The sequence below is a fragment of the Methylobacterium nonmethylotrophicum genome (assembly GCF_004745635.1).
Lineage (GTDB): Bacteria > Pseudomonadota > Alphaproteobacteria > Rhizobiales > Beijerinckiaceae > Methylobacterium > Methylobacterium nonmethylotrophicum.
Genome location: NZ_SRLB01000011.1, coordinates 70,136 through 93,120, shown reverse-complemented (window position 1 = coordinate 93,120; position 22,985 = coordinate 70,136). Strand labels below are relative to the sequence as shown.

The 22,985-nt window shown below is 69.5% G+C and carries 18 protein-coding genes; 9 read left to right on the top strand and 9 right to left on the bottom strand.

Annotated elements, in window-relative coordinates:
• Nucleotides 1-57 precede the first annotated feature (57 nt).
• The 3 genes from EU555_RS16215 to EU555_RS16205 all read left to right on the top strand — a co-directional run bounded on the left by EU555_RS16215 (nt 58) and on the right by EU555_RS16205 (nt 2,986).
• Complete coding sequence (locus tag EU555_RS16215) at nt 58-999, top strand: polyprenyl synthetase family protein (RefSeq protein ID WP_135415850.1); 942 nt, start codon at nt 58-60, stop codon at nt 997-999.
• Nucleotides 1,000-1,067: 68 nt separating this feature from the next.
• Entirely contained in the window at nt 1,068-2,174 is a 1,107-nt protein-coding gene (leuB, locus tag EU555_RS16210; RefSeq protein ID WP_135415848.1) for a 3-isopropylmalate dehydrogenase, read from the top strand.
• A 233-nt stretch (nt 2,175-2,407) separates the two neighbouring features.
• Nucleotides 2,408-2,986, top strand: a complete 579-nt coding sequence (locus EU555_RS16205; protein ID WP_135415846.1) for an LOG family protein — start codon at nt 2,408-2,410, stop codon at nt 2,984-2,986.
• Between the two features lie 213 nt (nt 2,987-3,199).
• Here EU555_RS16205 and EU555_RS16200 read toward each other — a convergent pair whose 3' ends face one another.
• Both EU555_RS16200 and EU555_RS16195 read right to left on the bottom strand, forming a co-directional pair.
• Nucleotides 3,200-3,613 (bottom strand): hypothetical protein, encoded by a 414-nt coding sequence (locus EU555_RS16200; RefSeq protein WP_135415844.1) that lies wholly within the window; start codon nt 3,611-3,613, stop codon nt 3,200-3,202.
• Nucleotides 3,614-3,710: 97 nt separating this feature from the next.
• Nucleotides 3,711-4,625 carry a hypothetical protein gene (locus tag EU555_RS16195; RefSeq protein ID WP_135415842.1) on the bottom strand — a complete coding sequence of 305 codons (915 nt, stop codon included), beginning with the start codon at nt 4,623-4,625 and terminating at the stop codon, nt 3,711-3,713.
• A 425-nt stretch (nt 4,626-5,050) separates the two neighbouring features.
• Between EU555_RS16195 and EU555_RS16190 the strand changes: the two genes are divergently transcribed.
• Together EU555_RS16190 and amaB are read left to right on the top strand one after the other, a co-directional pair.
• Entirely contained in the window at nt 5,051-6,085 is a 1,035-nt protein-coding gene (locus EU555_RS16190) for an aspartate-semialdehyde dehydrogenase (RefSeq protein WP_135415841.1), read from the top strand.
• 100 nt (nt 6,086-6,185) lie between these two features.
• A complete protein-coding gene (gene amaB / locus EU555_RS16185) occupies nt 6,186-7,715 on the top strand; it encodes an L-piperidine-6-carboxylate dehydrogenase (RefSeq protein ID WP_135415839.1) in 1,530 nt (509 codons plus the stop codon).
• Between the two features lie 262 nt (nt 7,716-7,977).
• On the opposite strand, the gene EU555_RS16180 is transcribed toward amaB, so the two are convergent.
• On the bottom strand, nt 7,978-9,186 hold the full coding sequence (locus tag EU555_RS16180; protein ID WP_245524331.1) for an ABC transporter substrate-binding protein: 1,209 nt from the start codon (nt 9,184-9,186) through the stop codon (nt 7,978-7,980).
• A 228-nt stretch (nt 9,187-9,414) separates the two neighbouring features.
• On the opposite strand from EU555_RS16180, the gene EU555_RS16175 reads away from it, so the two are divergent.
• From EU555_RS16175 to EU555_RS16165, 3 genes are all read left to right on the top strand, one after another.
• Nucleotides 9,415-10,815, top strand: a complete 1,401-nt coding sequence (locus EU555_RS16175; protein WP_135415837.1) for a GGDEF domain-containing protein — start codon at nt 9,415-9,417, stop codon at nt 10,813-10,815.
• Nucleotides 10,816-11,385: 570 nt separating this feature from the next.
• Nucleotides 11,386-12,189, top strand: coding sequence for a hypothetical protein (locus EU555_RS16170; protein ID WP_135415835.1), 804 nt, complete (start codon nt 11,386-11,388; stop codon nt 12,187-12,189).
• A 155-nt stretch (nt 12,190-12,344) separates the two neighbouring features.
• On the top strand, nt 12,345-12,728 hold the full coding sequence (locus EU555_RS16165; protein ID WP_135415833.1) for a PIN domain-containing protein: 384 nt from the start codon (nt 12,345-12,347) through the stop codon (nt 12,726-12,728).
• 207 nt (nt 12,729-12,935) lie between these two features.
• Here the strand turns inward: EU555_RS16165 and EU555_RS16160 are convergent, their stop codons facing one another.
• The 5 genes from EU555_RS16160 to EU555_RS16140 all read right to left on the bottom strand — a co-directional run bounded on the left by EU555_RS16160 (nt 12,936) and on the right by EU555_RS16140 (nt 18,756).
• Complete coding sequence (locus EU555_RS16160; RefSeq protein ID WP_425375120.1) at nt 12,936-13,982, bottom strand: ABC transporter ATP-binding protein; 1,047 nt, start codon at nt 13,980-13,982, stop codon at nt 12,936-12,938.
• Nucleotides 13,979-14,962 (bottom strand): ABC transporter ATP-binding protein, encoded by a 984-nt coding sequence (locus tag EU555_RS16155; RefSeq protein ID WP_135415831.1) that lies wholly within the window; start codon nt 14,960-14,962, stop codon nt 13,979-13,981. Before EU555_RS16155 ends, EU555_RS16160 begins: the two co-directional genes overlap by 4 nt.
• 5 nt (nt 14,963-14,967) lie before the next feature.
• Entirely contained in the window at nt 14,968-15,924 is a 957-nt protein-coding gene (locus tag EU555_RS16150) for an ABC transporter permease (protein WP_135415829.1), read from the bottom strand.
• Between the two features lie 23 nt (nt 15,925-15,947).
• Nucleotides 15,948-16,928, bottom strand: a complete 981-nt coding sequence (locus tag EU555_RS16145) for an ABC transporter permease (protein WP_135415827.1) — start codon at nt 16,926-16,928, stop codon at nt 15,948-15,950.
• Nucleotides 16,929-17,169: 241 nt separating this feature from the next.
• Nucleotides 17,170-18,756 carry an ABC transporter substrate-binding protein gene (locus tag EU555_RS16140; RefSeq protein ID WP_425375125.1) on the bottom strand — a complete coding sequence of 529 codons (1,587 nt, stop codon included), beginning with the start codon at nt 18,754-18,756 and terminating at the stop codon, nt 17,170-17,172.
• A gap of 312 nt (nt 18,757-19,068) precedes the next feature.
• On the opposite strand from EU555_RS16140, the gene EU555_RS16135 reads away from it, so the two are divergent.
• Complete coding sequence (locus EU555_RS16135) at nt 19,069-20,238, top strand: M20 aminoacylase family protein (protein WP_135415824.1); 1,170 nt, start codon at nt 19,069-19,071, stop codon at nt 20,236-20,238.
• 285 nt (nt 20,239-20,523) lie between these two features.
• Here the strand turns inward: EU555_RS16135 and EU555_RS16130 are convergent, their stop codons facing one another.
• A complete protein-coding gene (locus EU555_RS16130; protein WP_135415822.1) occupies nt 20,524-22,953 on the bottom strand; it encodes a heavy metal translocating P-type ATPase in 2,430 nt (809 codons plus the stop codon).
• Nucleotides 22,954-22,985 lie beyond the last annotated feature (32 nt).

Sequence of the window (22,985 nt, the reverse complement as noted above, 5' to 3'; positions counted from 1 at the left end):
ATGACGTCAACGCGGGCCCCGCAGGACACGACGCCGGGCCGTCCCCAGGAAAATACGATGGCCGGCACCACAGGATACCCGCAGGCAGGCGATTTCACGGCGCGGCTCTCGGCCGTGGCCAAGACCGTCGAAGGCTTCCTCGCCGAGCGCCTCGGCGACGCGGTGCAGCCCGGCGAGATCGCCCGGCCGTCCCGCCTGATGGAGGCGATGCGCCACGCCGTCCTCAACGGCGGCAAGCGCCTGCGGCCCTTCCTCGCCATCGAGACCGCCCGGATGCTCGGCGGCCCGTTCGAGGGCGCGATGGCCGCCGGGGCCGGCGTCGAATTGGTGCATTGCTACTCGCTCGTCCACGACGACCTGCCGGCGATGGACGACGACGACCTGCGCCGCGGCCAGCCGACCGTGCACAAGAAGTACGACGAGGCCACCGCGATCCTGGTCGGCGACGCCCTCCAGACCCTCGCCTTCGAGATCCTGGCCGATCCGGCCTGGCAAGCCGACCCGCTGATCCGCGCCGAGCTGGTCCTCGGCCTCGCCCGGGCCTCGGGCCTCGGCGGCATGGTCGGCGGCCAGCTCCTCGACCTCGGGGCGGAGGGGCGCTTCGGCCCGGCCCATCTCGACGTCGACGCGACGCTCCAGCTCCAGGCGATGAAGACCGGCGCCATCCTGGCCTTCTCGGTCGATGCCGGGGCGCTCGTCGGCGGCGCCTCGCCCGAGGAGCGCCGCGCGCTCCTCTCTTACGGCCGGGCGCTGGGCCAGGCCTTCCAGGTCGCCGACGACATTCTCGACCGCGAGGCCTCCTCCGAGGCGATGGGCAAGCGCACCGGCAAGGACAAGGAGGCCGGCAAGGCGACCCTCGTCGACCGCCTCGGCCTCGACGGCGCCCGTGCCGAGTGCGAGCGCCTGGTGGGCGAGTGCGAGGCGGCCCTGAAGCCCTGGGGCGCCGCCGCCGCGACGCTCTGCGAGGCCGCCCGCTTCACCGTCGCGCGCAAGTCTTAAACACCCCCGATCCCGGCGGAGGGACGCGCCCTCCGCCCGCCCGCAGCCGACTCCGAGAAGGTCACGCCATGGCCACGTACAAGATCCTGCTCCTGCCCGGCGACGGCATCGGCCCGGAGGTGGCCGGGGAAGTCTCCAAGGTGCTGGCCTGGTTCACCCGCGCCGGCATCGCCCGGTTCGAGACCGAGACCGACCTCGTCGGCGGCGCGGCGATCGACGCCCACGGCGTGCCGCTCTCGGAGGCCGCGATGGACCGCGCCAAGGCTGCCGACGCGGTTCTGTTCGGCGCGGTCGGCGGGCCGAAATGGGCCGGCGTGCCGTATGCCAAGCGCCCCGAGGCGGGCCTGCTGCGCCTGCGCAAGGACCTCGGCCTGTTCGCCAACCTACGCCCGGCGATCTGCTACCCGGCGCTCGCCGAGGCCTCCGCGCTCAAGCGCGAGCTGGTCGAGGGCCTCGACATCGTCATCGTGCGCGAGCTCACCGGCGGCGTCTATTTCGGCGAGCCGAAGGAGATCGTGACCCTGGAGGACGGCCAGAAGCGCGCGGTCGACACGCAGGTCTATACGACCGGCGAGATCGAGCGGATCGCCGCGGTCGCCTTCGACCTCGCCCGCAAGCGCCGCAACAAGGTCGCCTCGGCCGAGAAGCACAACGTCATGAAGACCGGCGTCCTCTGGAAGGAGACCGTCACCCGGCTCCACGCCGAGCAGTACTCGGATGTCGGCCTCGAGCACGTGCTGGCCGACAACTGCGCCATGCAGCTCGTGCGCAACCCCAAGCAATACGACGTGCTGGTCACCGACAACCTGTTCGGCGACATCCTGTCGGACGTGGCGGCGATGCTGACCGGCTCGCTCGGGATGCTGCCCTCGGCCTCCCTCGGCGCGGTCGAGAACGGCACGCGGCGCGCCCTCTACGAACCGGTCCACGGCTCGGCTCCCGACATCGCCGGCCAGAACCTCGCCAACCCGATCGCCATGATCGGCTCGCTCGCCATGGCGCTGCGCTACTCCTTCGGCCTCGTCGAGGCCGCCGACCAGCTCGAGAGCGCCATCACCCGCACGCTGGCCTCGGGCACCCGCACCCGCGACATCGCGAGCCCGGGCACCAACGCGGTCGGCACGAGCGAGATGGGCGACGCGATCGTGCGGGAATTGCAGGCGCAAGGCGGCTGAGCGCTCGCCCAGGTTCAACAAGTTTACCCACCCGCGACCTCATCCTGAGGCGCACGCGACGCGTGCCTCGAAGGAGGGCTCCAGAGATCACCGAGACGTCTGGAGGGCTCCTTCGAGGCCAACCGATCTTCGATCGTACGCGATCTCCGATCGCCGGCACCTCAGGACGAGGTCGCGGGTTGGATGACGATTGGTCGAAGTCGGCTCCCCGATAAGGGACAGGGAGAACCACCATGCGCCTGTGCGTGTTCTGCGGCTCCAGCGACGGGGCCCGCCCGCTCTACCGCGAGGCGGCGACCGCGCTCGGGCGCCACTTCGCTCAAGACGGGATCGAGATGGTCTATGGCGGCGGCAAGGTCGGGCTGATGGGGGCGGTGGCCGACGGCGCGCTCGGTGCCGGCGGCCGGGTGACCGGCATCATGCCCAAGGCCCTCGTCGAGAAGGAGACCGCGCATCTCGGGCTGACCGACCTGCGGGTGGTCGCCTCCATGCACGAGCGCAAGGCCCTGATGGCCGACCTCGCCGACGGATTCGTGGCGCTGCCGGGGGGCCTCGGCACCTTCGAGGAGATGTTCGAGGTCTGGACCTGGGCCCAGCTCGGCTACCACAGGAAGCCGCTCGCGGTGTTCAACGCCGGCGGGTTCTACGACGGGCTCCTCGGCTTCCTCGATTCCGTCGTCCAGGAGGGCTTCGTGCGCGAGCCGCACCGGGCGATGCTGATCGTCGGCACCGAACCGGCCGAGCTCGTGGCGCGGATCCGGGCCTACGAGCCGCCGCGGGTGATCAAGTGGGTGAAGGCGGAGGAGCGGTGAGGGCAGAGGCCGACGACGGGCTCCGCCAAGCGGTCACGCGTCGACCCGCGAGGAGGAGTTGAGGACCCGCTTGCATCGACGCCACACGGTGTCGCCCCGGGCTCCGCTGCGCGACCCCGCGACGACGCGGAGGCTGTTGGATCCGGTCGAGACACCCCCGACGGAAACGGGCCCCTCGCGGGGCCCGTCGCACGTCCGGATGGGGTGACCGGCTCAGTAGCCGTAGCGCGCCCGCGACAGCGGCGAGGTCGGGTCGAGGTAGTCGACCGCCGAGAGGTCGACCGTGACGGCGCTGCGGCGGGCGCCGATGAACGGGCCGTTGGTGATCGGGTCGGGCAGGATGCCGGCGCCGCCCCAGCGCTCGCGCTGGCTGATGTAGGGCGGCGAGTTCAGGTACGACGCGGTGATGAAGTGCGGGTTGGTGGCCGGGTTGCTCACCGCGCCCGAATTCGCCTCGACCACGTTGCCGGCATCGAGCCAGCTGCGCGGGCGCACCCGGATCGCGAGGCCCTGGCCGTCCCGGGTGCTGCGGATGACGTAGCTGTCCTGCGCCTGCGAGGCGGCGGTGCCGGCGCCCAGGGCCGCGAGGGAGAGAAGCCCGGTCAGGGCGAGAGTCTGGAAGCGCATGACGCACCTTTGCTGAACGTCGCCAGGGTAGCGCCGCACCGGTTAAGAAACGACGCCGTTGTGGAAAGAGACGTGCGAGCGCGGCCGAGGTTCCGCCTCACGGTGAAGCTGGTCGCGAATGCCGCACTCTCGCCGCATTCGTTCGAACCGGCTTGCGGGGCGCCGGCACCGCCGCGGTGGTGGCGGGCTCCTCCGGCGGGCAGGCGGCGGTCCGGGGCCGCGCCAGCATCGCGGCCACGGCGGGGGTGGGCCCCGCTCCCGGCAGCGGCCCGAGACGCTCGACCGCGCAGGCCACCGATTGCGGTTCGGGCAGTTGCCCGAGCGGTGCGCAGAGCCAGCCTTCGAGCCGCAGGGCGCCGGTGTGCCGGAACGCGGTGCAGGCGCGCTTTCCCTCCGCGTCGGCGAGGGTCGCGTCGACGGTGTCGAGCGCGCCGAACCGCGTCGCCACCTGCCCGCGCTCGGCCGTGCGCACCACCGAGAGGCCGCCGGCCTCCGCGGCCCGGCGTGCCAGGGAGACGAACAGGCTCCCCTCCCCCTCCGGCTCCGACGCCTCGACGGCGACGAGGCGCAGGAACGGCGCCTCCTGCGCCGCGAAGGCGCCGGCCGTGAAGGTGTCCTCCCGCAGGCCGGGCTGCGCCCGGGCGCTGGCGGACGCCTCGCCCAGGCGGTAGCGGTCGGGCGCGACGGCGCTCCACGCCGGCGGCGCCACCGCGGGGGCGGCGTAGCGCGGCACGAAGGCGCCCGCCTCGGCGAGCGGCGGGTCGGCGAGGCGCCGCTCGCTCGCGAGCACGCTCAGGAGCGCGATCACCGCCGCCGCCCCGAGGGTCCGGCCGGCGGCGCGAAGGCGCCAGGCGGAAGCGGGGACCGCGCGGGGGAGCGGCCGCGGCAGCAGCGGCTCGACGGGACCGATGTCCCGCGCGAGGGCCCGATCCTCGGCGAGACCCTTGCCCTCGGCGAGATTCCTGGCCGCCCGCGCCAGGGTGGCGTCGTCGAAGTCCGGCCTCTGCCGCACGGGATCGCTCCTCCGGTCGCGCGTGGTCGTCGCCACCGGAATCGCATCGCATTTTAGCGATTTCGTTGACCCGGGCGGGGTTGTCCCCGGCCCAGGGCGGGCAGGGTAAAGGAAGCCCTAACGGGTGACGGCCGGGGGAATCTGTTGCCGGCGTCCGGACGCGGCCCTTGACACGACACCGCATTCGGGCTGTTGCTTCCGGTGCTCGCGCACCCCATCTCGGGTGCCACCTTCCGAGGACTGACCGCGCCATGCGGCCCGCGTCGATCACGACGAAACGCAAAGCCACGACGGCGACCACCATCGCCGGCTGAAGCCTCGCGTCGTCCTCGGATCCCTCCCCGTCCGTGGCGGACGGAGGCCGGGCTCCATGAGCCCGCCTGAGATCGTCCGGGGAGGAGTTGATCCGAACTGGAGCGATTGAGATGGGTTACAAGGTTGCCGTCGTCGGAGCCACCGGCAATGTGGGCCGCGAGATGCTCGACATCCTGGCCGAGCGCGCCTTCCCGGCCGACACCGTGGTGGCGCTCGCCTCCCGCCGCAGCCTGGGGCAGGAGGTGTCCTTCGGCGATCGGACGCTGAAGGTCCAGGCCCTCGACCAGTACGACTTCTCCGACACCGACATCTGCCTGATGTCGGCGGGCGGCGAGACCTCGAAGGAGTGGTCGCCGCGGATCGGCCAGCAGGGCTGCGTCGTCATCGATAACTCGTCGGCCTTCCGCTACGATTCCGACGTGCCCTTGATCGTGCCCGAGGTGAACGCCGACGCGGTCGTGGGCTTCACCAAGAAGAACATCATCGCCAACCCGAACTGCTCGACCGCGCAGCTCGTCGTGGCCCTGAAGCCCCTGCACGAGGCCGCCACCATCAAGCGCGTGGTCGTCGCCACCTACCAGTCGGTCTCCGGCGCCGGCAAGGACGCCATGGACGAGCTGTTCAACCAGACCCGCGCGGTGTTCACCGCCGGCGAGGTCAAGGTGCAGAAGTTTCCGAAGCGCATCGCCTTCAACGTCATCCCGCACATCGACGTCTTCATGGAGGACGGCTCCACCAAGGAAGAGTGGAAGATGGTGGCCGAGACGAAGAAGATGCTCGACCCCAAGATCAAGCTGACGGCGACCTGCGTGCGCGTGCCGGTGTTCATCGGCCACTCGGAGGCGGTGAACGTCGAGTTCGAGCGCCCGCTCTCGGCGGAGGAAGCCACCCAGATCCTGCGCTCGGCGCCCGGCATCCTGGTCGACGACAAGCGCGAGCCCGGCGGCTACATCACCCCCCACGAGGCGGCGGGCGAGGACGCCACCTACATCTCGCGCATCCGCGAGGACATCACGGTCGAGAACGGCCTGTCGTTCTGGTGCGTGTCGGACAACCTGCGCAAGGGCGCGGCCCTCAACACGGTCCAGATCGCCGAGGTGCTGGTCAACCGCAAGCTGATCACCCCGAAGCAGAAGGCGGCCTGACGCCGTTTCGGCATCGGGTCCGATGCCGTAGGATCGTGGAACCATCCGGCCCGCCTCCCCCGAGGCGGGCCGTGTTTCGTCCAAGCGGAGATCGTTTGCCATGGCCCCGACTGTCCTGTCCGTCCGCGACGACACCCTGGCGCTGCTGGAGCGCCTCGGCGTCCCGGCCCAGGCCTTCGCGGAAGGCGGGCTCGCGGCGCGCTCGCCGGTCGATGGCGGCGTGGTGGCGGAGCTGCGTCAGACCTCCCGGGACGAGGCCGAGGCGGCGATCGCCGGGGCGGCGCAGGCCTTCCTGGCCTGGCGCCGGGTGCCGGGCCCGCGCCGCGGCGAGCTGGTGCGGCTCCTGGGCGAGGAATTGCGCGCCCACAAGGACGAGCTCGGCCGGCTCGTGACGCTCGAGGCCGGCAAGATCCTGTCGGAGGGCCTCGGCGAGGTCCAGGAGATGATCGACATCTGCGACTTCGCCGTCGGCCTGTCGCGCCAGCTGCACGGGCTCACCATCGCCACCGAGCGGCCGGACCACCGCATGATGGAGGTCTGGCACCCGCTCGGGGTCTGCGGCGTCATCACGGCGTTCAACTTCCCCGTGGCCGTCTGGTCGTGGAACGCGGCGCTGGCGCTCGTCTGCGGCGATCCCGTCATCTGGAAGCCCTCGGAGAAGACGCCGCTCACGGCGCTCGCCGTCCATGCGCTGGCCATGAAGGCGGTGAAGCGCTTCGGCGCGGATGCGCCGGAGGGCCTGCTCGGGCTCCTGATCGGCGGCCGGGACCTCGGCGAGCGCCTGGTCGAGGACGAGCGGGTGGCGCTCGTCTCCGCCACCGGCTCGACCGCCATGGGCCGGCAGGTGGCGCCGAAGCTCGCGGCCCGCTTCGCCCGGGCGATCCTGGAGCTCGGCGGCAACAACGCCGCGATCGTGACTCCCTCCGCCGACCTCGACCTGGCGCTCCGCGCCATCGCCTTCGCGGCGATGGGCACCGCCGGCCAGCGCTGCACCACCCTGCGGCGGCTCTTCGTGCACGACTCGGTCTACGACGCCCTAGTGCCGCGCCTGAAGGCGGCCTACGCCTCGGTGCGGATCGGCGATCCGCGCGACCCCGCCACCCTGATCGGCCCGCTGATCGACACCGCGGCGGCCGACGGCATGGCCCGCGCCCTCGACGAGGCGCGGGCGATCGGCGGTACCGTCCATGGCGGCGAGCGCCTGCGCGACATCCGCGGCGAGGCGGCCGCTTACGTCCGCCCGGCCCTCGTCGAGATGCCCGAGCAGGCCGGCCCGATGCGCCGCGAGACCTTCGCGCCGATCCTCTACGTGACGCGCTACGCGGAGCTGGAGGAGGCGATCCACGCCCAGAACGCGGTGGCGGCCGGCCTCTCCTCCTCGATCTTCACCCGCGACCTCGCCGAGGCCGAGACCTTCCTGTCGGCCGCCGGCTCCGATTGCGGCATCGCCAACGTCAATATCGGCCCGTCCGGCGCCGAGATCGGCGGGGCCTTCGGGGGCGAGAAGGAGACCGGCGGCGGCCGGGAGGCGGGCTCGGATTCCTGGAAGGCCTACATGCGCCGGGCCACCAACACCATCAACTACGGCAAGACCCTGCCGCTGGCGCAGGGCGTGACGTTCGAGGTGTAGGCGAGACCCGACCGTTTCCCCACGGAATGACTGCCTTCCATCGTCCTGTCTGGACGGCCCCCGTCTCGCCAGGAGGTCTCGCCAGGAGTCGTGAGCCTCAGCGGCGGGCCAGCCGGTTCAGGAGCGGTGTCGTACGCCGCCCCCGTCGCCCGGACCGCCCGGACGGTCCGCGCCATCGGGGCCGCGTCGCGGAGCCCGGGATGTCGCGGGGCGGGGTCGAGGATGCGTCGGGTCGAGTGGTGCGCCTCACCGCACCACCCCCTCACCTCACCGCCGGGCAGCCGCCCTGCTCCAGCGGCCGAAAGGCCTGCTCCCCCGGGAGCGTCGCCATCGTCTCGTAAAAGTCCCACTCGCCCGTCGAGGCGGCGGGTGTCTTGACCTGGAAGACGTAGACGTCGTGCACCATCCGCCCGTCCGGGCGCAGGCGGGCGTTGCGCACGACCTCGTCGGCGATCGGCAGGGCGTGCATCGTCGCCATCACGGCGCCGGCCTCGTCGGTGCCGGCGCTGGCGGCGGCCTTCAGGTAGTGGCGCACGGCCGAGTAGATCCCGGCCTGGATCGCCGAGGGGACGGCGCCGTGGCGCGCCCGGAACCGGGCTGAGAACGCCCGGGTGCCCGGGTCGAGGTCCCAGTAGAAGCCTTCCGTCAGCACCGTGCCCTGGGCGGTCGGCAGCCCGATGCTCCGCACGTCCATCACGGTGAGGAAGAAGGCCGCGAGCCGCTGGGCGCTGCCGAGGAGCCCGAAGTCGCGCGCCGCCTTGACGCCCGTGATGGTGTCGCCGCCGGCATTCGCCAGCGCCACGATGTCGGCGCCGGACCCCTGCGCGGTGAGGATCTGCGACGAGAGGTCGGCGGCCGGGAAGGGATGGCGCACGGAGCCGAGGACGCGCCCGCCGCCCTTCGCGACGAGCTGCTTGGTGTCGGCCTCGAGCTGGTTGCCGAGGGCGTAATCCGCCGTCACCAGGTACCAGGATCGGCCGGGCGTCGTGAGCGTGGTGGAGACGCCCGCGACCTGGACGTAGGTGTCCCACATCCACTGCACGATGTGGCTCGGCATGCAGGCGTCGCCCGTGAGCCGCGCCGTGCCGCCCGGGAAGAGGCCGATGCGGTTCTTGGCCTTCAGGAGCGGCGGCAGGGCGAGCTGGATCGAGGCGTTCGACATGTCGGTCAGCACGTCGACGCCCTGGCGGTCGATCCACTCGCGGGCGAGGGCGGAGCCGACATCCGCCTTGTTCTGGTGGTCGGCGGAGACGACCTCGATGGTCATCCCCCGGCACTCGGCCGCGAGGCACTCGTCGACGGCCATCTGTGCGGCCACCACCGAGCCCTTGCCGGTGATGTCCGAATAGACCCCCGCCATGTCGGTGAGGACGCCGATCCTGATCCGGCCGTCGGAATAGTCGGCGGCGGCGGGTGCCGCGGCGAGCAGGCCGGCGGCCAGCACGGCAAGGCGCATCCCTGCGCGCGTCATCCCGGGCATCGTTCCTCCCAGACGGTTGTTTTTAGAATCGTGCGTCCACCCTGATTAGGGGACCGGACGCCGGACCGCCACGGTCGCGTCGGCGGCGCGGCGACGGCGGGGCGCGGATGCGCGCCGGCCGAGGCGTGCGGGCCCGTGAGCCCTTGCGGGCAAACATGCCTTAAGGCATGGTTGTTAGATTCCTGACAATCCTTCGACCGTCGGTGACAGACGCCTGCGATGCGGCCGAGCACTTGGGTTCGACCCTGGGTCCGAGACACGCCTGACGCCTGCCCCTCCGCGCCCGAGGAGGCCGAGGCCCTCGCGGCATTCCTGGAGCGGATCCGGGCCGCCTTCGCCGTCGAGACGGTCCTGCTCCTCGGCCCCGACCCGGCCGATCCGCCGTGGAGCGCGGGCGCGAGCGTGCCGGAGGCGGTCGCGGCGTTGTGCCGGGCCGAGGCCGGGACCACGCTCCGCGTCGTCCCGGATCTCAGGAGCCACGCGCGGCTCGAAGGCCACCCGGCTGTGGCCGGCGCCACCGGCCGCCGGTTCCTGGCGACCCATCCGCTCGCCTCGGGCGCGGGCTGCCTCGCCCTGATCGATCGCCGTCCCGGCCGCCTGTCGGCGGCGCAACGCCGGCGTCTCGCCGATCTCGCGGCGGCGGCGGACAGCCTCGCGCGCGCTGTCCGCGCCGCGGCCGGGCTGAGGGAGGCCCTCGACGTCCAGGGCCGGGCGCTGGCCCACAGCCGCAAGATCTTCGACCGCGCCTCGGAGGCGGCGCGGATCGGGGTGTGGCAATGCAGCCTGCCGGACGAGACGCTGACCTGGACCGATCAGGTCTACGCGATGTTCGACTGGCCGCGGGACGCACCCCTCGACCGCGAGCGGATCGTCGCCTGCTACACCGCCGCCTCCCGGGCGGCGCTGACGACCCTGCGCAGCCGGGCCATCGCCGAGCGCGCCGGGTTCGCCCTCGATGCCGAGATCGTCACGGCCCGGGGCCGCCAGCGCTGGATCCGCATCAACGCGGTGGTCGAGTGCGAGGGCGAGCGGCCGGTGCGCATCTTCGGCATGAAGCAGGACATCACCGAGGAGAAGCTGCTCACCGACCGGACGCGCTACCTCGCCGAGTTCGACGCCCTGACCGGGCTCGCCAACCGGGCCACGTTCCAGTCCCGGTTCTCCGCGCTCGACCGGGCCCCGGCGCCCCCCTTCGGCGCCCTGCTGCTGGTGGATCTCGACGGCTTCAAGCCGGTGAACGACACCCTCGGCCACGCCGCCGGCGATGCCTGCCTGGTCGAGGTCGCCGGACGGCTGCGGCAGTCGTGCCGCGACAGCGACGTCGTCGCCCGGATCGGCGGCGACGAGTTCGCGATCCTGCTCGGCACGGCGGCCGACGGCGTCGCCGAGGAGGTCGCCGCGCGCCTCATCGCTGCCCTGAGCCGGCCGATGACCTGGGGCGGGCAGGTCTTCACGGTGGGCGCCTCGATCGGGATCGCCCGCGCCGACGGCCTCTTCTCCGCGGACCTGTTCGTCGCCGCGGACGCTGCCCTCTACGCCGCCAAGGCCGAGGGCCGTGGGTGCTTCCGGGTTGCGGCGCCGCAGCCGGCCCGCGCCGCCCAGCCGCTGGATGCTGCGTGAGGTCGGGGCCGCCAGCGGCCGTGTTTCGGCGGCCGGCGGAGGCGACCGTGATCACCCTGTCCCCCGGCACTTGGCTGGCCGGCACGCGTCCACGACCTTCTGCGCCGCGACCGCCGCGCGCTTGCCGGTATTGTCGGCCTAGATTCTGGCCTTGTCGGGGAGGACGCCGATTTTGGGGTCGACTACCTACGACGTGTCTGGTGTCAACCTTGGGTGGCGAAGATTGCAATTTTTTTCTTATGAAATCTGACATTATCATATAATTGTCTGATTATCAAACAACGAAACGACGTTGCAGCGATTGTATTTATGCCGCAAAATCTATTACAGCCCAATCTCCGCGATGATAAATTTGCTTTTCTACTTGGACGGAGTCTGGTTCTGGCACGGCAAACATGTCGCGTCCGGAATGGGTAATAATGCTCGCATCAAGCGTGCCCTTGGTGATATCGTCGGTTGACGGTAGACCTATCGTGGCTCACGCATGGCGCTGTCAACAACGTGACGGCAATGGACTCAGAGAAGGTCACAGTTACCATTCAGTCGAGCACCGGGGAGGAGGCCCCTCTCTTGGTCGGTGACGCAATGCGTCAGATCCTAGATTTTTTTGAATTACTTAATTTAGCCGGAGGCTCGGAAGCTGAACTAATTGCATGGGAGGTTATTTCTGTTTCTATGAACAGCCCTTTGACTGTAACCGCTAGAGCCGTGCCGAAAGTTGCCGGCATTGATGCAGTTGCCATTGCTAGACGCGAGAAAAATAATATAGCCTATTCATTTTCTAATATTATCAAAGGCGAGCGTATCCCCAACTGGATGAACGATGATGCTCGTGAAAAGGCAAAGTCATTTTTGAAGCGCAACACCAATGGTGTTGGTCGAACAGACATCGTATTTTATGAAAATGCCAGGCCATTGATCGTCAAACCCAGGGCAGCGAAGCAGGCATTTCAAAACATTGAGAGATATGAGAGATCATTAATTCCTGTTGTTCATGAAGTTGATTTATCCCGAGTTGAGTACGGTTCTATCGAAGCAAAATTGAATTCGCTTACTAGCTGGTATGGGAAGCCTGCTATTGTTGTTAAAGAAAGATTGTCGAAGCGTGATATCACTTGCGTGCTTCGCCCTGAGGTTGCGCATGAAATAGGAAAATTACATAGCTGGGTGGAAATTTGGGTCGGCAAAAGAGTAATGGTAAGTGGGCGTCTTAATTTTCAAAAAGACGGGCGTCTCCAGCTAATATCGGCAGATCACATCGAAATCATTGATCAGGGACCGATAAAATTTGAAGACATAGCCGATCCGAATTTTACGGGCGGATTAGGTGTAAGAGATTATCTGAACCAACTATGGGGTGAGGACATTGATTGACGCCCCTAGGCAAGTCTATTGGGACTCGTGTGCTTGGATCGGGCTTTTGTGCTCCGAACAAGACAAGATCACTGCTTTGCGTTCAGTATGGGAAGACGCTAAAGCCGGTAGATACGAGATATGGACTAGCGCTTACGCATATTTGGAAGTCATGCATGGCAAAACTCCTCATGGTGAGGCTTATCCGCCTGAAGATAATGATAAAAAAAATTGAGGAACTTCTATCTCAAGAATTTGTGGTTCGAGCACAAATAGATGTCCCTGTTGCAAGAATGGCAAAAAATCTTAAAAGGGATTTGCACAAGAGAGGGCTAAAAAAGCGCAGCGATGCAATTCATCTGGCAACTGCCCTTTACTATAACTCGGAAGAGCTTCATACATGGGATGCCAGCGATCTGTTGCAATTTGACAATCAACTAAAATGTAGAAATGGCAAAAACCTAAAAATACTTATACCAAATTCTGATAAGATACATGGGCCTTTGTTCGCGCATCCGCAGCTACCCCAAATCTCGCGTAAGAATGAACAAAAAAATTAATAAATACAAAGATAAGTAAGTTACGTTTTGCAGCCCTGCAGTCACTTCTGATAGAAATTCGGAAATTATATCAGAAGTGACCGCGATATAGTAGCAAATCTCTCGCCGTTGAGCAGCGATTTGTCGCCCGTAAGAACGATGAGATCTTTTTTGTCGGTTAACAAAATTCCCGACTGGGTCTGCCACTCTAGATGAATTGTGTCGTTGTTAAGCCACAGCCGCCACACCCCCCGGCATCAACCGCCCTTCCTCCACCGCATGACACGCCACCCCATCCCGGAACACCGGCACCTCCGCCTTACACCGGTCATTCGCGAACGGGCAGCGCGGGTGGAAGGTGCAGCCGGACGGCGGGTTGATCGGGTTGGGGATCTCGCCCTGCACCGGGACGCGCTGGCGGCCGACATGGGCGAGGTCGGGGACGGCGTCGAGGAGCATGCGGGTGTAGGGGTGCTTGGGGGCGGTGAAGAGCTCGCGGCCGCCGCCGATCTCGACGATGCGGCCGAGATACATCACGCCGATGCGGTTCGCCATGTGGCGCACCACGGCGAGGTTGTGGCTGATGAACAGGTAGGTCAGGCCGAGCCGGTCCTGCAGGTCGCGCATCAGGTTCAGGATCTGGGCCTGGACCGAGACGTCGAGGGCCGAGGTCGGCTCGTCGGCGACCAGGAACTCGGCCTCGGAGGCGAGCGCCCGCGCGATGGCGATGCGCTGGCGCTGGCCGCCCGAGAAGGCGTGGGGGTAGCGCTTGCCGTCGTCCGGGTGCAGGCCGACCAGGGTCAGGAGCTCGCCCACGCGTCCTTGAATCTCGCGCTCGCCGGACAGGATCCCGAAGGCGCGGATCGGCTCGGAGACGATCCGGTCGACCCGCCAGCGCGGGTTCATCGAGGCGTAGGGGTCCTGGAAGATCATCTGGATGCGCCGCCGCAGGGCCCGGCGCTCGGCGGCCTGGCGCGGGTCGGTCATCGAGACGCCGCTGATCGTCACCTCGCCGTCGGAGGGCGGCATCAGGCCGACCACCATGCGGGCGACCGTCGACTTGCCGGAGCCGGATTCGCCGACGATCGCCAGCGTCTCGCCCTTGGCGACGGAGAAGGACACGTTGTCGACGGCGCGGAGATACTGGCGCGGCTGGCGCTCGATCACCCGGTTGAGCCAGGGGCGGGAGACGTCGAACAGGCGGCGCAGGTCGCGGACCTGCACGTAGTCGGGCTGGGGAGACATCACGGGCTTCAAGGCAATGTGGGGCTTCATGCGGCGGCCTGTCCGGACGCGTCGTAGAGGTGGCAGGCCACCCGGTGCGAGCCGACGACCAGGGGCTCGGGCCGGTCGACCGTGCAGCGGGCAAAGACCTTGGGGCAGCGCGGGTTGAAGGCGCAGCCGGGCGGGATCGCCGAGAGCCGCGGCATCGCGCCGGGGATCTGGGCCAGGCGGTCGGCCTCGTGCGACAGGGAGGGAATCGCCCCCATCAGGCCCTTGGCGTAGGGGTGGAGCGGATCGCCCACGAGGGCCGCCACCGGGCCGATCTCGGCGACGCGGCCGGCATACATCACCGCGACGCGGTCGGCGGCCTCGGCGATCACCCCCATGTCGTGGGTGATCAGCATCACGGCGGTGCCGTGGTCGCGCCCGAGGCGCTTCAGGAGCGTGATGATCTGGGCCTGGACCGAGACGTCCAGCGCCGTCGTCGGCTCGTCGGCGATGATCAGCTCCGGCTCGGCGGCGAGCGCCAGCGCGATGACGACGCGCTGGCGCATGCCGCCGGAGAACTCGTGCGGGAAGCCGTCGATGCGCCGCTCCGGCGCCGGGATGCCGACCTCGGCCAGGAGGTCGATCGCCCGCTGGCGGGCGGCCTTGGCCGAGAGGTCGGTGTGGGTGCGGATCGTCTCCTCGATCTGCCGGCCGACCCGGTAGAGCGGGTTGAGGCTGGTCAGCGGGTCCTGGAAGATCATGCCGATGCGCTTGCCGCGCACCTTGCGCATCGCCTCCGGCGACAGGTTGTCGATGCGCTCGCCGTTCAGAAGGATCTCGCCGCCGGCGATGCGGCCGGGCGGGTCGATCAGGCCGATCACCGCCGAGCCGGTCACCGACTTGCCGGCACCGGACTCGCCGACGACGCCGAGCACCTCGCCGCGCGCGATCTCGAAGGAGACGCCGTCGAGCGCCGTCAGCACGCCGCGGCGGGTGGCGAACTCGACCCGCAGGTCGCGCACCGAGAGGACGGGTTGGGTCATGGTGTCTACTGCAACTTGGGGTTCAGGGCGTCGCGCAGCCAGTCGCCGAGCAGGTTGATCGCCAGCACCAGGCCCGCGAGCGCGAAGCCCGGGAAGGCGACGATCCACCACTCGCCCGAGAACAGGAAGCGGTTGCCGGTGCGGATGAGCGTGCCGAGCGACGGCATCGTCTCCGGCAGGCCGGTGCCGAGGAAGGACAGCGTCGCCTCGGTGATGATGGCGAGCGCCAGGTTGATGGTGGCGATGACGAAGACCGGGCCGGTGACGTTCGGCAGGATGTGGCGGGTGAGGATCACCGGGGCCGAGAGCCCGATGAGCCGGCCGGCCTGGACGTAGTCCTTGTTCTTCTCGACCATCACCGAGCCGCGCACGGTGCGGGCGTACTGGACCCAGAACGACAGGCCGATCGCCACGACGATGAGCGCGATCTGCGCGTTCGCCTCCATGTGGCCGCCGGCCACCGCCTTGGCGACGCCGTCGACGATGAGCGCGATCAGGATCGCCGGGAAGGTGAGCTGCACGTCGGCGACGCGCATGATGATCGTGTCGACCCAACCGCCGGCATAGCCCGCGATCAGCCCGAGGCCGATGCCGATGAACCCGGAGAGCAGCACGCCGAGCACCCCGACGAGGAGCGACAGGCGCATGCCGTAGAACACCGCCGAGAGCACGTCGCGGCCCTGGTCGTCGGTGCCGATCAGGAACGGCGCCTGGCCGTCGGCGTACCAGAGCGGCGGCAGGCTGGCGTTGATCAGCTCGAGCTGCGCCGGGTCGTAGGGGTTCTGCGGCGAGATGACGGGGGCGAGGAGCGCGAGCGCGATGAACAGCACCGTCGCCAGGAAGGCCGCGATCGCGAGCTTCGAGCGCCGGAAATTGGCCAGGAGGTCGGAATCGAGGAAGCGCGCGAGGCGCGAGGGCGGCGCCTCGACGATCAGCGCCGGCGCGGGAGCGGGGGAGGCCATGGGGCGATCTCTGGGGCGATCTCTCACGCCGCCCGCCGCACCGAGAGGCGCAGGCGCGGGTCGACGATGGTGTAGAGGAGGTCGACCACGAGGTTGATCGACACGAAGATGAGGGCGACGAGCAGCAGGTAGGCGGCCATGATCGGCACGTCGACGTTCTGCACCGCCTGCACGAACAGGAGGCCCATGCCGGGCCACTGGAAGACCGTCTCGGTGATGATCGAGAAGGCGATGATCGAGCCGAGCTGCAGGCCCGCCACGGTGATCACCGGGACCAGCGTGTTCTTGAGCGCGTGGCCGAAATGGATCGAGCGGGTGGTGAGGCCGCGGGCCCGCGCGAAGCGGATGTAGTCGGTGCGCAGGACCTCCAGCATCTCGGCCCGGACGAGGCGCATGATCAGCGTCATCTGGAACAGCCCCAGCGTGATCGAGGGCAGGATCAGGGCCTTCCAGCCCGACGCCGTCAGGAACCCGGTGGTCCACCAGCCGAGCCGCACGGTGTCGCCGCGGCCGTAGGACGGCAGCCAGCCGAGGGTGACCGAGAACAGGAAGATGAGCAGGATGCCGATCAGGAAGGTCGGCAGCGACACGCCGACGAGCGAGATCGCCTGCAGGAGCTTCGCCCCGACGCTGTCGCGGTGGAGCGCCGAGTAGACCCCCATCAGGATGCCGGCGGTGAGCGCGAACAGGGTGGCGCAGAGCGCGAGTTCGAGGGTCGCGGGCATGCGCTCGGCGAGCAGCGTCGAGACCGGCTGGCGGAACTGGTACGAGTTGCCGAACTGGCCGCGCACGGCGTTGCCGGCGTAGCGGGCGAACTGCACCAGCACCGGGTCGTCGAGGCCGAGGCTCTGGCGGATCTGCAGCCGCTCGGCATAGGGCGTGTCCGGCGCGACCAGCTGGTTCACCGGATCGCCCGCGAAGCGGAACATCGCGAAGGCGATCAGCCCGACCGCCAGCAGCACCCCGACGGATTGCAGCAGGCGGCGGAGAATGAAGGCGAGCATGAGGTTTTTCTTGTGTTGGTGTGGTCCGAGGTATTTCCCCGGCTTCCGTTTGTAAAAAGAGCGCCTCTCCTCCCCAGGCGATCTCGGGCTTGCCCGAGATCGCTCAAGCTTGTGGGGAGGAGCTGGAGGTGGGGGTGGTGCCGGATGAAGCTCGCGCTCTACGCGGCTACCACCCCCACCCCTAGCCCCTCCCCACAAGGGGGAGGGGAAGCGCTCGTCCTAGAAAGCGCTGCTCAAAAGATCACGGCTCCTTCGACACCCAGTACAGCATCATCTGGTTGTCGGCGCGGGGCACCAGCTTGACCTTCTTCGACACGCCCCAGGCCAGGGCCTGCTGGTGCAGCGGGATGTAGCCCCAGTCATTCATGACGATGTCGTAGGCCTGCTTGATCATCAGGTTGCGGGCCTCCTGGTCGGTCTCGCGCTCGATCTTGTCGGCGAGCGCATCGACCTTCGGGTTGCAGTAGTTCCCGAGGTTGGTGGTGCCGCGCGGCGAGGCCTTGTCGGTCCGGCAGCCGGTGATCTCGTACAGGATGTTGTGCGAGTCCATCGACGACGGCGTCCACCCGAGCAGGTAGAACGAGGTGTCGTAGGCCGGCTTGAGGATCTTGGCGAAGTACTTCGCCTTGGGCTGGGCCAGCAGGTTCACCTTGACGCCGACGCGGGCGAGCATCGAGGTGATGGCTTGGCAGATCGCCTCGTCGTTCACGTAGCGGTCGTTCGGGCAGTCGAGCGGCACCTCGAAGCCGTTGGGATAGCCGGCCTCGGCGAGCAGCGCCTTGGCCTTGTTCGGGTCGTAGGCCGGGCGCTTGAACTCGCCGGCGAGCGGGAAGAGCGGCGGGGCGATCAGCAGGGCGGCGGCGGCGGCCTGGCCGCGCATCACGCGCTTGACGATCGCGTCCTCGTCGATGGCGCGGAAGAACGCCTCGCGCACCCGCACGTCCTTGAACGGGTTCTTGCCCTTGACGTTGGAGCCGCGCAGCTCATCGCTGGTCTGGTCCATGCCGAGATAGATCGTGCGCAGCTCGGGCGCGTTCACAACCACGGCGTTGGCGCTGGAGCTGACGCGGCTCTGGTCCTGCAGCGGCACCGGATCGACCCAGTCGACCTCGCCGGAGAGGAGCGCGGCGACGCGGGTGGCGTCGTTGCTGATCGTGGTGAAGACCGCCTCGTCGATGTTCGACTCGACCTTGCCCCAGTAGCCGTCGAACTTCTTGAACACCGTGCGCACGCCGGGCTGGTGCTCGGTGATGGTGAAGGGGCCGGTGCCGTTCTCGTGGAGCGCGGCGTAGCTCGGGGTCGTGGCCGAGACCGGGGTGGGCTTCGTCGCGTCGTGCTTCTCGGCCCAGGCCTTCGACATGATGTACCAGCCGCCGAACTGGTACAGGGCGATGGGGTTGGGATTCTTCAGCACCATGTCGACGGTGTGGTCGTCCACCTTCACGAAGGTGGCGTCCGCCGGCACGTTGGTCTGGAAGTTCGAGCCCGGCGCCCGCACCCGCTCGGCGGAGAAGATCACGTCGTCGGCGGTGAAGGGCGAGCCGTCGTGGAACTTGACGTTCCGGCGAAGCTTGAAGCGGTAGCGGGTCGGCTCCGGGGTCTCCCAGGATTCGGCGAGGCCGGGCGCGAGCTTCAGGTCCTTGTCGCGGGTGACGAGGGATTCGTAGACCGCGCCGTGCGCCGCGATCGTGAACGTCTCCTTGAGAGTGTACGGGTCGAGGGACTTGAGGTCGCCCTGGAAGGCGAACCGGAAGGTGTTGGCGGCCGAGGCCGGCGCGGCACTCAAGCCCGCCGCGAGGGCGGTGGCGGCGGCGAGGCAGGCCAGCAGCGGACGAAACTTCACAGGCGACATCGACGGGAACACTCCGCGGGGATCTGAGCGCTTTAGAGCATCTTCCGGCGCCGCAGGCGACGCCGAATTGCTGAAAAATGATGCATCGTCCCGGCCCTTCTCGCCGGGCGGCGAGAGGGTGTGGAACGATCGTGCGGCACTAACAAGACCCGGGCCAACAGGAGCCCGGGCCATGCGCCCGGTGCAGGTCCGAGACATGCGCGACTCCTACGAAGCGGTTGACCGCGCGCCGGTCTGCCTGTTGCATCCGGCACGGCCCTTCCTGCCCCGACACGAGCGTATCGTCCCATGCCCGTCATCAACCGCGTCGCCGCCCTCTCCGACGAGATCACGGCCTGGCGCCGCGACTTCCACCAGCATCCCGAACTGCTCTTCGCCCTCGACCGCACCTCCGGCCTGGTGGCCGAGCGGCTGCGGGCCTTCGGCTGCGACGAGGTGGTGACGGGCCTGGGGAAAACCGGCGTCGTCGGCGTCATCCGCGGCCGCGACACCGGGTCGGGCAAGGTGATCGGCCTGCGCGCCGACATGGATGCGCTGCCGATCGAGGAGACGAGCGGCGTCCCTCACAGCTCCATCGTGCCGGGCAAGATGCACGCCTGCGGCCATGACGGCCACACCGCGATGCTGCTGGGGGCCGCCAAGTACCTGGCTGAGACCCGCAACTTCGACGGCACGGCGATCGTCATCTTCCAGCCGGCGGAGGAGGGCGGCGGCGGCGCCGACGTGATGCTGAAGGACGGCCTGATGGAGCGCTTCGGCATCCAGGAGGTCTACGGCCTGCACAACAAGCCGGGCCTGCCGCTCGGCAGCTTCGCGATCCGCCCCGGCGCGATCATGGCGGCGGCCGACCGGATCACCATCCGGGTCACCGGCAAGGGCGGCCACGCGGCGGCGCCCCACGACTGCATCGACCCGGTGCTGGTCGCCTCCCACATCGTCACCGCCCTGCAGTCGATCGTCTCGCGCACCCTCGACCCGGTCTCCTCGGCGGTGATCTCGGTCACGCAGGTCAGGGCCGGCGACGCCTTCAACGTGATCCCGGAATTCGCGATCCTCAACGGCACGGTGCGGACGCTCTCCGAGACCGTCCGCGACACCTGCGAGGCGCGCATCAGCCAGGTGGCCTCCAACGTCGCCGCCGCCTTCGGCGCGACCGCGACCGTCGATTACGGCCGCGGCTACCCGGTGACCGCCAACGACCCCGAGAAGGCGATGTTCATGGCCGACGTCGCGGCGGAGGTCTCGGGCGAAGGTGCGGTGGAGCGGGCGGTCCAGCCGATGATGGGCGCGGAGGACTTCTCCTACATGCTGAACGCGCGCCCCGGCGCCTACATCTTCCTCGGCACCGGCCCGGGCGCCGGCCTGCACCACCCGGCCTACGACTTCAACGACCAGGCGGCCCCCTACGGCGTGTCGCTCTTCGCCCGGGTGATCGAGCGGGCGATGCCGGCGGCGTGAGGCGTTCGGATCGCCGGGTTTCGCGCGAACCGGCGCCGAAGGGGCATCGGACGCCGACCTCGCGGCCGTCCGGGCTGCCCTTGCGCAGGCCTGGAGCAACGGCCAGATCAACCGGCTCAAGCTCATCACGCGCCGGTGCTGCGGACGGGCAGGCCTCGATCTGCTGACGCGCCGCATGGTTCTTGCCGCCTGATCCACGCAACGTGAGCAAGAACCAGCCGAGGCTCACAATCCCTTGCGAAACGGGGGCCGAGATGACCAGGAGGGTGTCGCGTCCGCCTGTCGTCACACCCGCCTGAGCCGCAGGGCGTTGCCGACCACGAAGACGCTCGACAGGGCCATGGCGCCGGCTGCCAGCACCGGCGACAGCGAGGGACCGCCGAAGATCCGCAACACCCCGGCCGCGACCGGGATCAGCGCCACGTTGTAGGCGAAGGCCCAGAAGAGGTTCTGGCGGATGTTGCGCATCACCGCCCGCGACAGGCGCAGGGCCTCGGCGACGGTGGCGGGATCGCCGGCCATCAGCACCACGTCGGCGCTCTCCACCGCCACGTCGGTGCCGGTGCCCAGCGCGAGGCCGGTCTCGGCCTCGGCGAGGGCCGGGGCGTCGTTGATGCCGTCGCCCACGAAGGCGACCGGGCCGTGCTGCGCGCGCAAGTCCCGGACCGCGTCGCGCTTGCCCGCGGGCAGCACCTCCGCGAGGACCGTCGCGATGCCGAGGTGCCGCGCCACGCCCTCGGCGGTGCGCCGGTCGTCGCCGGTGACGAGGGCGACCGCGAGGCCCTGATCCTGGAGCGCCCGCACGGCCTCGGCCGCCCCGGGCTTGACCGGATCGGACACCGCCAGCAAGGCCGCCGGCACCCCGTCGAGGGCGACGAAGACCGGGGAGCGGCCCAAGGCGGCGAGGCGCGCGGCCTCGGGTGCGAGCCCCGCGAGGTCGAGGCCGGCGAGGTGGCGGGCGGCGCCGATCGCGACCCGATGATCGCCGGCGCGCCCCGTGACCCCATGGCCCGGCACTGCCGAGAAGTCGCTCACCGGCGGCAGGGCGAGCCCCCGCTCGGTGGCGGCCGCCACGATCGCGCGGGCGATCGGATGCTCGGAGCGGGACTCGATCGCGGCCGCCGCGGCCAGCACCGCGTCGGGGTCGAACCCGGGGGCCGGGATCAGGTCGGTGAGGCGGGGGCGGCCCTCGGTCAGGGTGCCGGTCTTGTCGAAGGCGACGACACGCACGTCCTCGAGCGCCTGCAGGGCCGTGCCGCTGCGAAACAGCACGCCCCGCTCCGCCGCCCGGCCGGTACCGACCATGATCGAGGTCGGGGTGGCGAGCCCCATGGCGCAGGGGCAGGCGATGATCAGCACCGCGACGGCGTGGACCAGGGCCTCGCCGAGGGCGGGAGACGGCGCAACGGCGAGCCAGGCGAGGCAGGTCAGGAGGGCGAGGCCCAGCACCGCCGGCACGAAACGGGCGGTGACCCGGTCGGCGAGCGCCTGGATCGGCAGCTTGGCGCCCTGCGCCGCCTCGACCATGCGGACGATCTGGGCGAGCGCCGTGTCGGCCCCGACCCGCTCGACCGCCACATCGAGCGCCCCGGTGCCGTTGACGGTGCCGCCGGTGACGAGATCGCCCGGGTTCTTGGCCACCGGCACCGGCTCGCCGGTCAGCATGCTCTCGTCGACGCGGGAGGTGCCCTCGACCACCCGGCCGTCCGCCGGCAGGCGCTCGCCGGGGCGGACGCGGACGCGGTCGCCGACCCTCAGCTCGGCTGCCGGCACCTCGGTCTCGGCGCCGTTGCGCAGGAGGAGCGCGGTCTTCGGCGCCAGGCCCACGAGGCGCGCGACCGCAGCACCCGTGCGGCCCCGGGCCCGCGCCTCCAAGCTGCGCCCGAGCAGGATCAGGGTGACGATGAGGACCGAGGCCTCGAAGTAGATGTGGGCCGCGCCCGCCGGCAGCAGGCCTGGCGCCAGCGTCGCGACGAGCGAGTAGAGGTAGGCGGCGCCGGCGCCGAGGGCCACGAGCGCATTCATGTCCGGATGGCCGCGCACCAGGCCCGGCAGGCCGCGGGCGAAGAAGCGCCGGCCGGGCCCGGCCAGCACCAGGGTGGCGAGCACGGCCTGGAGGCCGGCGCTCCAGCCCGCGGGCAGGAGGCCGTGGCCCGAGTGGTCGCCCAGGCCGAGGTGGGCGCCCATGTCGAGCACCACGACCGGGAGCGAGAGGAGGGCGGCGAGGATGAGGTCGCGAGTCAGCGCCTCGGTCTCGCGGGGGGCCGCCGGCGCTTGCGCCTGCGCCTCCTGCACCGGGCGGGGCTCGTAGCCGGCCTCCCGCACCGCCTCGGCCAGGGCGCCGACGGACACGAGGCCGTCGGGGTGGCGCACGGTGACCCGGCCGGTGGCGAGGTTGGCGCTCGCCTCGCGCACGCCGGGCACGGCTCTCAGCGCCCGCTCGACCCGGCCGGTGCAGGACGCGCAGGTCATGCCCTCGACCGCGAGCTCGCTCACCGCCTCCGGCACGGTGTAGCCGGCGCCCTCGACCGCCTCGGCCAGGGCGACCGGGTCGTTGTCGGGGGTGAGGTCGAGGGTGGCGCGGCCGGTCGCGAGGTTGACCGCCACCGCCTGCACGCCGGGCACGCGCTTCAACACCCGCTCGACGCGGCCGGTGCAGGAGGCGCAGGTCATGCCCTCGACGGGCAGGGTGAGGCGGCGGGCGGGTGCGGTCATGGTGCGGTCTCCCGGGCCTGATGTGGGGTGCG

Coding starts and splice junctions, on each gene's coding strand:
- EU555_RS16215 (WP_135415850.1), top strand. CDS start 58: ATGGCCGGCACCACAGGATACCCGCAGGCAGGCGATTTCACGGCGCGG.
- leuB (WP_135415848.1), top strand. CDS start 1,068: ATGGCCACGTACAAGATCCTGCTCCTGCCCGGCGACGGCATCGGCCCG.
- EU555_RS16205 (WP_135415846.1), top strand. CDS start 2,408: ATGCGCCTGTGCGTGTTCTGCGGCTCCAGCGACGGGGCCCGCCCGCTC.
- EU555_RS16200 (WP_135415844.1), bottom strand. CDS start 3,613: ATGCGCTTCCAGACTCTCGCCCTGACCGGGCTTCTCTCCCTCGCGGCC.
- EU555_RS16190 (WP_135415841.1), top strand. CDS start 5,051: ATGGGTTACAAGGTTGCCGTCGTCGGAGCCACCGGCAATGTGGGCCGC.
- amaB (WP_135415839.1), top strand. CDS start 6,186: ATGGCCCCGACTGTCCTGTCCGTCCGCGACGACACCCTGGCGCTGCTG.
- EU555_RS16180 (WP_245524331.1), bottom strand. CDS start 9,186: ATGACGCGCGCAGGGATGCGCCTTGCCGTGCTGGCCGCCGGCCTGCTC.
- EU555_RS16175 (WP_135415837.1), top strand. CDS start 9,415: ATGCGGCCGAGCACTTGGGTTCGACCCTGGGTCCGAGACACGCCTGAC.
- EU555_RS16165 (WP_135415833.1), top strand. CDS start 12,345: ATGGCAAAACTCCTCATGGTGAGGCTTATCCGCCTGAAGATAATGATA.
- EU555_RS16160 (WP_425375120.1), bottom strand. CDS start 13,982: ATGAAGCCCCACATTGCCTTGAAGCCCGTGATGTCTCCCCAGCCCGAC.
- EU555_RS16155 (WP_135415831.1), bottom strand. CDS start 14,962: ATGACCCAACCCGTCCTCTCGGTGCGCGACCTGCGGGTCGAGTTCGCC.
- EU555_RS16150 (WP_135415829.1), bottom strand. CDS start 15,924: ATGGCCTCCCCCGCTCCCGCGCCGGCGCTGATCGTCGAGGCGCCGCCC.
- EU555_RS16145 (WP_135415827.1), bottom strand. CDS start 16,928: ATGCTCGCCTTCATTCTCCGCCGCCTGCTGCAATCCGTCGGGGTGCTG.
- EU555_RS16135 (WP_135415824.1), top strand. CDS start 19,069: ATGCCCGTCATCAACCGCGTCGCCGCCCTCTCCGACGAGATCACGGCC.
- EU555_RS16130 (WP_135415822.1), bottom strand. CDS start 22,953: ATGACCGCACCCGCCCGCCGCCTCACCCTGCCCGTCGAGGGCATGACC.